Below are 13,551 nucleotides of genomic sequence, written 5' to 3'. Positions count from 1 at the left end.
GTCGAAAAATTGTTACATAGCCATTAAATTATGTTACAAATACATTACAACGGTCGGTTTTTGTAAAAATAAAGAGAGAATTTAACATATATGTCGGAATAGAAAAGTTGAATGTAGACGGGCTTCGCGATAAGATAGGGGAGAAATATATTGAAAAAGGGGAGCTTAGATGCTTGATTGGATCATCTCATCAGAAGCGATTGTCGCTTTGTTAAAAATTATTGCGATTGACATTATTTTATCTGGAGACAATGCGATTGTCATTGCCATGGCTACGCGTCGATTGCCGGAAAAGCAACGCAATCGGGCCATTTTATTCGGGACTGCTGGAGCCGTCATTTTGCGCATATTGTTTGCTGCAATCATCGTCTTTTTATTACAAATTCCATTTGTTCATTTTGCGGGAGGATTATTGCTCCTTTGGATTGCGTATAAAGTGCTTGTGAACGAGGAAGAAGAAGCGAATGTACAAGCGGCCGACCGTTTATGGAAAGCGATTTGGACGATTATTGTGGCTGATGCTGTCATGAGCTTAGATAATGTTGTGGCGATTGCCGGAGCATCAGGGGGGCATATCGGCATGATCGCTTTTGGTGTCGCGATCAGCATTCCGATTATGATTTTTGGGTCGAAGGCGATTGTGTTGGCGATGGAGAAATATAAATGGATTCCTTATGTTGGATCAGGTATTTTAGCGTGGACAGCGGGGGAGATGTTATTAAAGGATGAACAAATAAAAAAATGGATGGCTTTTTCTCAAGATTCGCAATCGCTCGTATTTCTTATTGTTGTTATAGGGTTTATTTTACTGGCGGGATATGTAAAAAATAAAAAAATGGATAAACAAAAAATTGCATAAAAATTTTATGAACATATGTATAAAACAAAAAAGAACGGTCATAATGAATAATGCTAAGTGTATTCCCCCGATCCCCCTGTGAATATACTTGAAAGGGCTATCTCGATCGCGAGATAGCCCGATTTTTTTAAATAAATAAGTTTAAGCCTGCTTCTTCTGCATCACCTAAATATGTTGCGACGCCGCCCACTTCGATTCCATCAATTAATTCCTCTTTTTTAATGCCCATGATGTCCATCGACATCGAGCAAGCGACAAGTTTAACACCCGCAGCCATAGCATTTTTCATTAATGTTTCAATGTCATCTACATGTTTCTTTTCCATGACGTATTGAATCATTTTTGGTCCCATGCCTGCCATGTTCATTTTTGATAACGGGAGATCATGAACACCTTTTGGCATCATCATGCCGAACATTTTCTCAAGCATATCTTTTTGTACCGGCGGAGCGTCTTTTTTCCGTAAAATATTTAGTCCCCAGAATGTAAAGAACATCGTTACTTTTTTGCCCATTGCTGCGGCACCCGATGCGATAATAAACGATGCGATCGCTTTATCTAAATCCCCGCTAAACACAACGAGCGTTGCCCCGTCTTTTTTCGTTTCTTTTATAGATGGAGCGGGTGCTGTCGTTCCTTTTTGGATATAGGCGGTAAACATTTTATTTTCGAACGTAGTCTTTAGTAACGTGTTGCCCGTTTTTTTACACCATGATTGAATGTCACGAGCAAATCCAGGGTCCGTTGCTTTGACCTCTAATACATCGCCATCTTTTAGCTGTTCCATCGTTTGATATACTTTCATAATTGGTCCAGGGCATTGGAGTCCGCATGCATCTAATGTTGTTGCTTGAACATTCATGACATCAACACGCTCCACTTGTTTTTCTTCTTTCTCTGCTTGATGTGCTTCATATTCGTTGTAAACAGCGGCGTATGTTTTATATCCACCATCTAAGTTTTTCACGCGGAACCCATGTTGAGTTAATATGCGTGCTGCTAAATAACCGCGTAATCCCACTTGGCAATAAACGTAGATCGTTTCATCTTTTGATAGCTCGTGAAGTCGTTTGCGTAATTGTCCGAGCGGAATGTTGATTGAGCCCGGAATAAATCCCATGTCGCGTTCCATTTCTTCACGAACGTCAACGAGACATGCCCCGTTTTTCACTAATTGATTGACTTCATGCCATTGAATTGTTTCGACCATGTTTTCAATGATATTTGATGCAACATACCCTGCCATATTGACTGGGTCTTTAGCCGATGAATATGGCGGTGCGTAAGCTAATTCTAAGTCTGGTAAGTCGAATACTGTCATTCCACCTTTGATTGCCGTTGCAATGACATCAATTCGCTTATCAACCCCATCGTAACCGACCGCTTGGGCACCGAATATGCGACCAGTTTTGCGATCGAACAATAATTTTAGGGCGATTGGAAACGCACCTGGATAATAGCTCGCATGTGAATTTGGATGAATGTGTAACACTTCATATGTGATGCCGAGACGTTGTAGCGTTTTTTCGTTGTTTCCTGTTGCCGCAACGGTCATATCAAATACTTTTGCAATCGCTGTGCCAAGCGTTCCGTTGTAACGTACGTTCCGGCCATAAATATGGTCGGCAACGATTCGACCTTGACGATTTGCTGGCCATGCGAGTGGAATGTGAGTCGGTTTGCCGTTAATATAGTCAATCACCTCAATCGCATCACCAATCGCATAGATGGATGGATCAGATGTTTGTAAATATTCATTGACTTGAATGCCACCTCGTTCGCCAATAGCTAGTCCTGCTTGTTTAGCTAGTTCATTTTCTGGCTTTACGCCAATAGCTAAGACGATCATGTCCGTTTCGATCGTTGTTCCACTTTGCAAGCGAACGATTTTTCCTTTTTGCTCAAATGATGCAACGCCATCTTCTAAAATGAGACGTACGCCTTTATCTCTTATATGTTGATGAAGAATTGCCGCCATTTCGTAGTCGACAGGCGCCATAATTTGTTTCGCCATTTCAACGAGCGTCACGTCTATGCCGCGCTCCCATAAATTTTCCACCATTTCTACACCGATAAAGCCGCCACCGATGACGACAGCTTTTTTCGGCTTCTTTTCATCTACATATGATTTGATTCGATCTGTATCCGGAATGTTGCGCAATGTGAATAAGTCGTTTGCTTCTTCTATGCCTGGAATGTTTGGTTTGATCGGGCTTGCTCCAGGTGATAAAACGAGATAGTCGTAACTTTCTTCGTACGTTTCACCTGTTGGTAAATGTTTCACGGTTACCGTTTTACGTTCGCGGTTGATCGCAATGACTTCACTTTGAATGCGGATGTCGAGATGAAATTTTTCCGCCATGCCTTCAACCGTTTGAACGAGCAAAGCATCACGCTCTGTAATAGCACCGCCGATATAATATGGAAGACCACAGTTTGCAAATGAAATATATTCCCCACGTTCAAACATCACGATTTCCGCTTGTTCATCTAAACGGCGTAGACGGGCCGCTGTTGTTGCGCCACCAGCTACACCACCAACAATGACAATTTTTTTGCTCATATTGATCAACCTCCTTACAATGTGAATTGTATCACAATGAAAATTATAGATAAAGGGGTATTAGTATTTGTTTGTGACGAATATGTGAATATTTTCATGAAAGAACATCGTTGTATTGATTATAGAGATGTTTGTATAATTTTGTTGAAGAAAAAACTTGCACAAGGGTGGGGAAAGTATGCATCCAAGTGTAACGTTTTTAAACTTCGACAACACGTATACGTGGCAACGAAATCTTCTTCGTTTTCCTCATGAATGGATCGATATGTATGACATCGAAGGAACAAACTTATATTGTGATGACCATGCGATGCAGGAAATTGAAAAAAGACTTGCACGTCGCCATACGAGAGGGATGACGTTGATCGGAAGCGGTAACTATCATTATGTTTCATACGTATTGCTTAAGCAATTTCATGAGCCGTTTACACTCGTATTGTTTGATCATCATACCGACATGAATGAACAAACGTTGTTTCCACTTCTTTCGTGTGGCTCATGGGTATCATATGCTCAAAAACATGTTCCGACATTAAAACACGTTGTCATTATCGGTTCAGCAACTTCATACGTATCTTCACATGTCACGACTTTTCCAAAAAATGATGTGACGTATGCGCCAATGACGATTGTGCGCGCCATTCCGACAAAACATGTATACATTAGCATAGATAAAGATGTGCTTCGCCCACAAGATGCACAAACAAACTGGGACCAAGGGACGATGTCGTTACAAATGCTTTTGATTTACATTGACTATCTTTTTCGGTACAAGCATGTGCTCGGTGTTGATGTATGCGGTGAAGACCGAACATTTTGTGTGAAAAATGAACAAGCAAACGAAGCGATTATACGTGCATGTTTCAAACATATGCCGATATCCTCTGCGTCGTAACATTTTATGAACACAATAAAAAAAGATAGATGTTTTCCGCCTTGCGTACTATAATGAATATTGAAAAAGGTTATCATTATTAATTGGGGGATTACGTATGGTTGCGATGACGCAATTACGGGTTGGGGAACGCGCAAAAATTGTTGATTTATCGCGAGTAAGCGATTTAGTAAAAAGAAGATTGCTAGATATGGGGGTCACAGAAGGGGCGGAAATTTGTTTGAAATGTACGATGCCGCTTGGTGGACCATTTATGATTGAAAATTGCGGACAATGCGTCGGCATTCGTCGTAATGAAGCGATGAACATTCAGGTGAAGCCGCTATGATGCATATTGCGCTTGTGGGTAACCCAAATACAGGGAAAACATCGTTGTTTAATCAGTTAACCGGGACGTACGAATATGTTGGAAACTGGAGCGGTGTGACCGTTGAAAAAAAGGTAGGTGTTTTGCGCAACAAGCAAGCCAAAGTAATCGATTTGCCTGGTGTATATTCGCTCCATCCACTTTCTCGTGATGAGCGAGTGGTGACGCAATTTTTATTGACAGAGTCGTTCGATGAAATGTTAAATATCGTCGATGCCTCACAACTAGAACGAAATTTATTGTTAACTGTTCAACTTTTGGAATTCGGTAAACCGCTAGCGATTGCTTTAAATATGGTTGATGTAGCAGAAAGAAGAGGGATCTTCATCGATCAAACAAAATTAGCTACAATGTTGCGCGTACCTGTTGTTCCTGTCGTTGCTCGAACGGGGAAAGGATGCGATCAAGTAGAGCATATGTTGCTTGAAAAAGCAACAGAGCAAACAGAGCCTCTTACTCTTTTTTATGGTGGGGCGATGGAACGAGCAATCGAACGCTTTCGTGCCGCATGGGGAACGGAGGAGAAATTTCCTGTCCGTTGGTTAGCGATTCAGTTTTATGAAGGGAATAGCTACGTTCGTGATTACGTAGCAGAAAAGTTGCCAGAAGCTACATGGCGCTCATTATATGAACAAGCAGAAAAAGAAGTGCAACAGGCAGAACAAATGTCGCTTGCTCAGCTCATTTATGAACGGCGTCGTTCGTTTGTAAAAGAAATCATTGAACAATCTGTACAGCGCAAAGAAATCGAACGGGTGACGTTGACGGAACGTATTGATGCTGTTGTCACAAATAAATATGTCGGCATTCCCATTTTTTTATTGGCGATGTATGTTTTATTTCAGCTGACGTTCGACTGGATTGGAGCACCGCTTTCCGACTTGCTTGATGCATTTTTTGCAGGTCCGCTAACAGATTCAATGACAGCAGTGTTAAAAGCAATCGGTGCTTCTGAATTTATTCGCGCCCTTATCGTCGATGGCATTATCGCAGGGGTAGGTGGCGTGCTTGTATTCGTGCCACAAATTTTCATTTTGTTTTTCTTTATTTCGTTTTTAGAAGATTCGGGGTATATGGCGCGTGTAGCCCTTGTCATGGATCGATTAATGGAAGCGGTCGGATTAAACGGAAAAGCATTTATTCCGCTTATTATCGGATTTGGTTGTAATGTTCCTGGCGTCATGGCAGCAAGGACGATTGAACAACCGCGTGAACGGCTTGTGACGATGTTGTTAACACCGCTTATGTCTTGTTCGGCACGTTTGCCGGTATATGCTTTATTTGTCGGGGCGTTTTTCGCGACACATCAAGCGCTTGTCGTTCTTTCGTTATACGTTCTTGGCGTCTCACTTGCTCTTATACTTGCTAAGCTATTTTCATTAACAATCTTAAAAGAAGAATCATCCGTATTCGTCGTTGAATTGCCGCCATATCGTATGCCACAATGGCAAGCATTATGGCGCAGTACGTGGGATAAAGGAAAAGGATTTGTGAAAAAAGCAGGGACGTTCATTTTCGGGGGTTCTGTTGCTATTTGGTTATTATCTTATGTCGGTCCACATGGTGTCAATGTAAATATGGACGACAGCTTTTTAGCGATGATTGGCAGCGTGCTTGCGCCGTTGCTTGCTCCGCTTGGATTTGGTACGTGGCAAGCGGGTGCTGCGTTATTAACCGGATTTTTAGCAAAAGAAGTCGTTGTGTCGACGATGAACATTATTTATCACGTGCCGGATGTCGAATCGCTTCAAGGACTCATGGCATCGCACTTTACTGCTCTATCCGCATTTAGTTTTATGGTATTTGTTTTATTATATGTTCCATGTTTAGCAACTGTTGCGACGATTTATAAAGAAACACGTTCGCGAAAATGGACGATGTTTTCGATTGGCTATGCGCTAGTTTTAGCATATATCGTTTCGTTTGTCATTTACCAAGCCGGAAGCTTATTCGGCTTCTAAAGGAAGGGATATACATGATCGCAAATGTTGTCATCGGATCTGTCATTTTCGGATATGCAGGGTGGACGATTTTCCGCTTTATTCAAAAAAGTAAACGAGGCACATGCGCTGCCTGCTCAGTCAAGGGTGCATGCGGCACAAGTTGTCATGAAAAAAGCTGACTTCGGTCAGCTTTTTTTAATATATAATGCGAAAGGTCGTTTCGTGGGGGACGGTAGGAATGGCGTATTGTTCTACTCGTTCTACACGCGCAAATGGTGGCCCTTTTTTTATTTCATCTACAAACGCCTCCACTCGTTCTACTTCTCCTTGAACTTCCATTTCGATCATATGATCAGCTTCACAATTTTTTACCCAACCGGTCAAACCTCGTCTTCTTGCTTCATATTGGGCAAAGTAGCGAAACCCTACACCTTGTACCCGACCGTGCGCAACAACGGAATAACGAACGATCATTTGTTTATCTCCTTCGCAAAAAAATTTTCTATAAAAATCATACAACAGCCTACCTTGTATTGCATACGTTGAATACGTAAAAAAGATTTATGAGGAGGAACTGTTGTGAATGAAATGGATCGCTACATTCAAAAAGCTGTGATGTATGATTTGTTAGCGCGTTATTATCAATATAAAGATCGTGATCAATATGAAAAGTATATGCGAAAACATATGGAGTATGTGGAAAAAATCGTGAAGTCACGCGAGGAAGAGAGGGTTGATGACGCTGGACGCATTCGCGTATTTCATGCCTCGCCAAATGCTCCTGCGGTTGATGTATATGTGAATGGGCAAAAAATATTACGCAATATGAAATATAAACAACTAAGCCAATATATGAAAGTGCCAAAAGGAGAGCATCGCATCGACGTGTATCCAGCAGGACATACGACGTCTCCAGTTCTTAGTCAAACCATTCAAGTCTTGCCGAAAATGACGTATACGCTTGCGGTCATTGGTGACGTACATCGCTTGCAACTTCTTTCTATTCTCGACGAACCATATGCGCCGTACGGAAAAGCGAAAGTGCGTTTTGCTCATTTTTCACCAGATGCGCCAGCAGTAGATATTGCGCTACGTGGTGGGGATGTATTGTTCCAAAATGCTTCGTTTGGAAAGGTGACGAATTATATTGAAGCGCCAGTTAACGAAAAATTGCATGTCGATGTGAGGGTAGCAGGGACAAATCAAGTCGTTTTATCGATTCCCAATGTGCGCTTCCAACCGAATAAGTCTTATACGGTCGTTGCCGTCGGTTACGTATCCCGCACTCCTTCATTAGAGGTGCTCGTATTAGAGTCATAAACAAAAAGAGCTTTGATCGAAATGATCAAGGCTCTTTTCGCTGTTTGCGTTGTTTATATAATTCTTCGACATGTTGAGCGATCGATTCATCAAATTGTTGTTCAAGTTGTTTTTTGATTTGTTTCGCAAATGCAGGGCTTGCTCCTCCTGTTGTGATGGCAATTTGTAATTTCCCTCTTGAAAAAAAGGCAGGTACATGAACGTTGCCGATAAGATGATTGCTTGCCACATTGACAAGCTGTTTTGGTGATGCATAGGTAGCGATTTGTTCATTAACGTTCGGATCGTTCGTTGCCGCAATAATGAAAAAAGCATCGGCATAGTCGCTCGGTTCAATCGAACGTGCATGCCATGTAATTCGTTTTTGTTCGGCTAAATGAACAATGGCATCGATCGCTTTTGGGCTAATGACGGTAATGCAAGCCCCTTCATCAAGAAGAGGGAGGAGGCGGCGATACGCAATTTGTCCGCCACCGGCAATGACAACTTTTTTTCCTTTCATTCGGATGAAAAGAGGAAACATACGCCTACCTCCATTCTTTAACTTGTTGTTCAACGAGACGGTCTAATACGTCATACGTTCGAATCGGAGGATATAATGTAAACGATACGTCGCTCGTTTGTTGTGCTTGAAGCGTTTCATGAATATAGTCAAGCAGCTGTCCGAAAAATAAAATGTATGGCACAACGGCCACTCGTCTGTGCTTCGCTGTTTTGGCAAGCGAAGTGACAACGTCAGAAAAAGAAGGAGAAGCAGCTGCTAAATAACATGGATAGACGGGGATGTTTGTTTCTTGTTGCAATAGATGAGCAATTTGTTTGAAATCAGCTTGCGCGTCTATATCGCTGCTTCCACGGCCAACGAGCATGATCGCATCAGCATGTTCGATTGTTTTCGAAATGGCAGAAACGATATGACGTTGTACACCGAACGGTTTTCCATATGTAATCGTTACAGAAGGAAACATCTTTTTTGCTTTTTCTAACTCATATGGAATGTCGCGTTTCGCGTGGTTAGCCGACAATAGTAAAAGCGGAATGGCATAAATCGTCGTTGCTCCATCATGAACGCAACGTTCCACCCCTGCGACAATATTCGGTTCACACAATTCTAAAAAGCATATGTGTTGAATAGGGATTGAAATGGAAGAAGAGAGGCGTTCGACGAAAGCGACCGCCTCTTTTTGTCCTTCTGCTGAACGACTTCCGTGACAAATGTATAAAACAGCTTTCATATGCTACCTCATTCCATGTGCAATTTTTTCCTCTAACATTGTTTCAAACCATTGTAGCTGTTCATGTAGCCGGACAACTTCTCCGACAATGATGATACTCGGATTCGAGATACAGTTTTTTCTTACAGCATCCGCAATCGTATGTAACGTCGCTACGATCGTTTTTTGCTCGGGAAGCGTTCCCCACTGGATGACGGCAACAGGGGTTTGTGGCTGTCTGCCGTACAACTGTAATTGTTTACAAATGAATGGGAGATGTTTCACGCCCATATAAATGACGAGCGTATCGACTCCCTTTGCTAAATGCTCCCATTGTACCGCATCTGTTGCATCGAGTCGGCGATGACCTGTGACAAATGCAACGCTTCCGCTAAAATCGCGATGAGTGACAGGAATTCCCGCATATGCTGGAACGGCGATGCCAGATGTCACTCCGGGAACGATTTCAAACGGAATGCGATGTTTGATAAGTGCTTGCGCTTCTTCACCACCACGTCCGAATAGAAAAGGATCGCCGCCTTTTAATCTCGTGACGTATTTTCCTCTTTTCGCATGCTTCACTAAAAAATGATTAATCGTCTCTTGTTTCATTGTATGGTAATTTGGTAACTTTCCGCAATAAATCAAATCAGCATCGCGCTTGGCGTACGACAGTAGCTGTTTGTTAATGAGGCGGTCGTATAAAATAACATCTGCTTGTTGAATACATTTTAACCCTTTAACTGTAATGAGCTCAGGATCCCCAGGACCAGCGCCGACTAAATATACTTTCCCCATTGTCTCCTCCTAAATCCACTGTTTATTTTTTAGATAGGAAATGATTTGTTGAACGCATTGTTCAATTGAATATTGATCTGTATCGACGACAAGTTCTGGCGAAAGCGGTGGTTCATATGGTGAATCAATGCCGGTAAAGTCGCGAATTTCTCCATTTCGTGCTTTTTTATACAATCCTTTTGGATCGCGTTGCTCACACGTTTCAAGCGGACAATGAACATAAACTTCAATAAATTCATCTTGCTCGAGCTTGCTGCGAACGAGTTGACGATCTTGACGGAACGGAGAAATAAAGGCAGTCAGCACGATTTGTCCACTGTCTACGAACAATTTTGCTACTTCACCAATGCGGCGAATGTTTTCTGTACGATCTTCGGCAGAAAAACCTAGATCGCTATTTAAGCCGTGACGCACGTTATCGCCATCAAGCACGTAACATTGAATGTTTTGTTCAAATAATGTTTTCGCGACTGCGTTTGCTAATGTGGACTTCCCAGAACCTGACAATCCTGTAAACCAAAGAACGAAGCTATGATGTTTATTTTTTTTTCGTCGCTCTTCTTTTGTTACACTTTCTTGATGCCAAACGATATTCATGAACGGCCACCTCCGACTGTTTGTAAACCATCCATCAGCACGTGCACAACTTCTGGGCGACTGAATGTGCTTGGTGGCATTTCGCCAGCGCGCAACATTTCCCGTACTTTTGTTCCAGAAAGAACGACATGAGCGGTTGCATCGTGCGGGCACGTTTTCGTTGACGCCATCGCTTCACATTTTGTGCAGTAAAAGCTATGTTCGAAAAAGAGAGGGGTAATGCCTAGCTCTTCGTTTGTAAACTGCAAGAAAATTTTTTGAGCATCATACGTGCCATAATAATTGCCAACTCCCGCATGGTCACGGCCGACGATAAAGTGGGTGCAACCAAAATTTTTACGTACGAGCGCATGAAAAATAGCTTCACGTGGACCTGCATAGCGCATTGCGGCTGTAAATACACCGAGAAAGACGCGATCTTTTGGATAATAATGTTCAAGTAATACTTGATAGCTTTTTAAGCGAATGTCTGCAGGAATGTCATCTTCTTTCGTTTCGCCAACGAGTGGATTTAAATAAAGACCGTCGACGATTTCAAGTGCACATTTTTGAATGTATTCGTGGGCGCGGTGAACGGGATTGCGCGTTTGAAACCCGACGACTGTTTTCCAGCCAAGTTCCGCAAACCGTTGCTTTGTTTCTTTTGGTGTAAAAAAGAATGGCGAAAAAATTCCTTTATCTGTTTGACGCACAAGCTTCACAGGTCCACCGATATATATATCCGGTTTTTCAAATAATTTTTTTACACCAGGGTGTGCTACGTCTTCTGTTTGGTATACAAGACGCGCTTCTTTTCGCTTGTCTGGGCGATATATATGTTGCACTTCCATTGTGCCGTACACCGTTCGGTCATACACGAGTTCGACTTCGTCCCCGAGCGATAGTTGTTTCGCTTGTTGTTCTGTTACGGCAAGCGTAATGGGGATGCTCCATACCGATCCGTTTGTAAGCCGCATCGTTTCGACAACCGACTCATAATCATCTTTTCCTAAAAAGCCAGTGAGCGGTTCATATCCGCCGACGGCAAGTAATTCAAGGTCACTTAACTCCGCTTTACTTAATACGATTTGTTTCATGTTTAATCCCTCCTAAACTTATTATCCTTATAAAACAACTAGGTTTAAATGCCGCCACCATGTTCGTGAAACGAGCGGCGTTCCTCTGTGATTGTTTTTTTTAAGCTAATCGTTCCAAGTGTGGCGAAACAAACGCTCACAATTGCAATGGCTGTATAGACGTCGCTATGAAGCAATAATTTAATTAAGCTATATGAAACAGCTAATGCAAAAATAGGCGAGACAACCCACACTTTTAGCACTTGAATGACAATTTGCTTTTGCCAAATGGAAAAGCCGCTTTTCGTTGTCCCGATGCCGATAATGGCTGATGTCGTAATTTGTGTCAGCGGAACGGGAAGACCAAAAAGAGATGAAACGATGACGAGCGTTGCTCCGATTCCTGAAATAATACATCCTTCGAGTTGAGAGAACGTCGTAATTTTTTTTCCGTTCGTTTCTAATACGCGGCTGCCAAGCAAAAGCGCTCCAAGGGAAACGAACAATCCACCAAAGATGATCCCGTGTTGGACGGATAGTAAACCCGCTCCAACGAGAGGACCGACCGCGTTGGCGACATTGTTCATTCCGGCTGAAAACGCCTCGAAAAATCCGGCGATAATAAGCAAAAAGCCGATCCATTTGTTTTGTTTGACTGTTTTTCCTTTTAGCCATTTGCTAATGAAAAAAGCGAAAGAAAACGCAGCAAGCGGTGTAATGAGCCAAAACGATACAATCCATAGGAGTTTGCCAACATATACGCTTTGATACGCAATGCCTGCCCCAACGACCGCACCGACTGTAATTTCGCTTGTCGATAGCGGAATGCCAAGCACGTTGGCCGCAAATAACGAAATCGTTGCTGCTGCTAAGACGATGACAACAAGTTCTGTTTGTAAAATGGATGGAGGAACGATGCCAGAGCCAATCGTTTTCACAACTTCTCCTCCGCTTAAACTGCCGAGGAAAATGGCGACGGCGCATATGAGTAAAGCGATTCGTTTATTTGGCAATGTGCCAGAACCGTAAGCAGCTCCCATGGTCGCGGCGGCTCCGCTTCCCCCAATGTTCATCGCAAAGAAAAAAGCAATAATAAAAGCAACGATGACCAAGCCACTCCCCCCTTTATGATTCGTGCAAGCCGCATTCTGTTTTTCCTAGCCCAGCCCATCGACCAGAACGTAAATCTTCTTCTGTATAAGCAGGGGCTGTACACGGTGCACAACCGATGCTCGGATATCCGCGGTCATGAAGCGGATTATAAGTGAGGTTATGGCGATGCACATAACGCCATACGTCTTTCCACGTCCAGTAAATAAGCGGACAAACTTTAATGTTTTGAAACTTTTTATCGCGATTAATAAATTCAACATGTTGTCGCGTTGGCGATTGTTCACGGCGCAGCCCAGAAATCCACGCTTTTTTTCCTATCATCGCTTCTCGTAGCGGAACAATTTTTCTTAGTTCACAGCATTTGTTCGGGTCTCTTTTCCAAAGTTCTGCACCGAATTGTTTTTCTTGTTCTGCAAGTGATAAAGACGGTGTTTGTAAATGAATGCGCAAGCGTGGGTATGCTCGTTTGACGCGTTCAATCGTTTCGTATGTTTCAGGAAAATGTAAATGCGTATCGAGAAACACAATGTGAGCATCATCCTTCACTTGAGAAATAAGGTCAATGAGCACGATGCCTTCAATGCCAAAACTGCACGCATACAAAAGGTCGTCGCCATAATGGGCATACGCCCATGAAAGTACATGTAATGCCCCTTTTTCATTATTATCGATTGGAAAAGTCGGTTTTTGGACCTCGTCCCACGTTTCATACGTAATCATGTCTCATCTCCCTTTCTTATTCGTCGCCCTTTCTGTTTGATTGTTTTAAATTTTAACACAATTCAAGCGAATGTCAATCCTAGTTTTTCTATCGGAATTTATTTTTT

The 13,551-nt window shown here is 42.5% G+C and carries 15 protein-coding genes; 6 read left to right on the top strand and 9 right to left on the bottom strand.

Annotated features, from left to right (window positions below):
• The first annotated feature begins 169 nt into the window (after window positions 1-169).
• Window positions 170-859 carry a TerC family protein gene (locus ES017_RS11250; RefSeq protein ID WP_021093937.1) on the top strand — a complete coding sequence of 230 codons (690 nt, stop codon included), beginning with the start codon at window positions 170-172 and terminating at the stop codon, window positions 857-859.
• Window positions 860-986: 127 nt separating this feature from the next.
• Here ES017_RS11250 and cdr read toward each other — a convergent pair whose 3' ends face one another.
• Complete coding sequence (cdr, locus tag ES017_RS11245) at window positions 987-3,422, bottom strand: CoA-disulfide reductase (RefSeq protein WP_021093938.1); 2,436 nt, start codon at window positions 3,420-3,422, stop codon at window positions 987-989.
• A 178-nt stretch (window positions 3,423-3,600) separates the two neighbouring features.
• On the opposite strand from cdr, the gene ES017_RS11240 reads away from it, so the two are divergent.
• The 4 genes from ES017_RS11240 to ES017_RS11225 all read left to right on the top strand — a co-directional run bounded on the left by ES017_RS11240 (window position 3,601) and on the right by ES017_RS11225 (window position 6,806).
• A complete protein-coding gene (locus tag ES017_RS11240) occupies window positions 3,601-4,317 on the top strand; it encodes an arginase family protein (protein WP_042535658.1) in 717 nt (238 codons plus the stop codon).
• Between the two features lie 97 nt (window positions 4,318-4,414).
• Complete coding sequence (locus ES017_RS11235; RefSeq protein ID WP_009360812.1) at window positions 4,415-4,645, top strand: FeoA family protein; 231 nt, start codon at window positions 4,415-4,417, stop codon at window positions 4,643-4,645.
• Window positions 4,642-6,645: a ferrous iron transport protein B gene (gene feoB, locus ES017_RS11230; RefSeq protein ID WP_021093940.1), complete on the top strand. Its 2,004-nt coding sequence runs from the start codon at window positions 4,642-4,644 to the stop codon at window positions 6,643-6,645. The genes ES017_RS11235 and feoB overlap by 4 nt, the downstream gene beginning before the upstream one ends.
• A gap of 14 nt (window positions 6,646-6,659) precedes the next feature.
• Complete coding sequence (locus tag ES017_RS11225) at window positions 6,660-6,806, top strand: FeoB-associated Cys-rich membrane protein (RefSeq protein WP_035062905.1); 147 nt, start codon at window positions 6,660-6,662, stop codon at window positions 6,804-6,806.
• A 16-nt stretch (window positions 6,807-6,822) separates the two neighbouring features.
• On the opposite strand, the gene ES017_RS11220 is transcribed toward ES017_RS11225, so the two are convergent.
• Window positions 6,823-7,101: an acylphosphatase gene (locus ES017_RS11220; protein WP_021093941.1), complete on the bottom strand. Its 279-nt coding sequence runs from the start codon at window positions 7,099-7,101 to the stop codon at window positions 6,823-6,825.
• Window positions 7,102-7,215: 114 nt separating this feature from the next.
• On the opposite strand from ES017_RS11220, the gene ES017_RS11215 reads away from it, so the two are divergent.
• On the top strand, window positions 7,216-7,947 hold the full coding sequence (locus tag ES017_RS11215) for a DUF4397 domain-containing protein (protein ID WP_216367535.1): 732 nt from the start codon (window positions 7,216-7,218) through the stop codon (window positions 7,945-7,947).
• A gap of 25 nt (window positions 7,948-7,972) precedes the next feature.
• On the opposite strand, the gene ES017_RS11210 is transcribed toward ES017_RS11215, so the two are convergent.
• Genes ES017_RS11210 through ES017_RS11180 form a run of 7 tightly spaced genes read right to left on the bottom strand, consistent with a single transcriptional unit; the run spans window position 7,973 to window position 13,444 of the window.
• Window positions 7,973-8,470 (bottom strand): NAD(P)-dependent oxidoreductase, encoded by a 498-nt coding sequence (locus tag ES017_RS11210; protein ID WP_042535660.1) that lies wholly within the window; start codon window positions 8,468-8,470, stop codon window positions 7,973-7,975.
• 4 nt (window positions 8,471-8,474) lie between these two features.
• Window positions 8,475-9,182, bottom strand: a complete 708-nt coding sequence (locus ES017_RS11205) for a sirohydrochlorin chelatase (protein ID WP_171335078.1) — start codon at window positions 9,180-9,182, stop codon at window positions 8,475-8,477.
• Between the two features lie 3 nt (window positions 9,183-9,185).
• Complete coding sequence (gene cobA, locus ES017_RS11200; protein WP_171335077.1) at window positions 9,186-9,959, bottom strand: uroporphyrinogen-III C-methyltransferase; 774 nt, start codon at window positions 9,957-9,959, stop codon at window positions 9,186-9,188.
• Between the two features lie 9 nt (window positions 9,960-9,968).
• Window positions 9,969-10,556, bottom strand: a complete 588-nt coding sequence (gene cysC / locus ES017_RS11195) for an adenylyl-sulfate kinase (RefSeq protein WP_171335076.1) — start codon at window positions 10,554-10,556, stop codon at window positions 9,969-9,971.
• Entirely contained in the window at window positions 10,553-11,632 is a 1,080-nt protein-coding gene (gene sat / locus ES017_RS11190; RefSeq protein WP_171335075.1) for a sulfate adenylyltransferase, read from the bottom strand. The genes cysC and sat overlap by 4 nt, the downstream gene beginning before the upstream one ends.
• 44 nt (window positions 11,633-11,676) lie before the next feature.
• Window positions 11,677-12,723, bottom strand: a complete 1,047-nt coding sequence (locus ES017_RS11185; protein ID WP_171335074.1) for a sulfate permease — start codon at window positions 12,721-12,723, stop codon at window positions 11,677-11,679.
• 13 nt (window positions 12,724-12,736) lie between these two features.
• The gene (locus ES017_RS11180) at window positions 12,737-13,444 is read right to left on the bottom strand and encodes a phosphoadenylyl-sulfate reductase (protein ID WP_171335073.1); all 708 of its coding nucleotides are present in this window, start codon (window positions 13,442-13,444) and stop codon (window positions 12,737-12,739) included.
• Window positions 13,445-13,551: the final 107 nt, after the last annotated feature.

The organism is Anoxybacillus sp. EFIL, from assembly GCF_013096955.1.
In the GTDB taxonomy this organism is placed as follows: domain Bacteria; phylum Bacillota; class Bacilli; order Bacillales; family Anoxybacillaceae; genus Anoxybacillus; species Anoxybacillus ayderensis.
The sequence above is the reverse complement of the archived record's forward strand: the minus strand, read 5'-3'. Positions and strand labels throughout refer to the sequence as shown.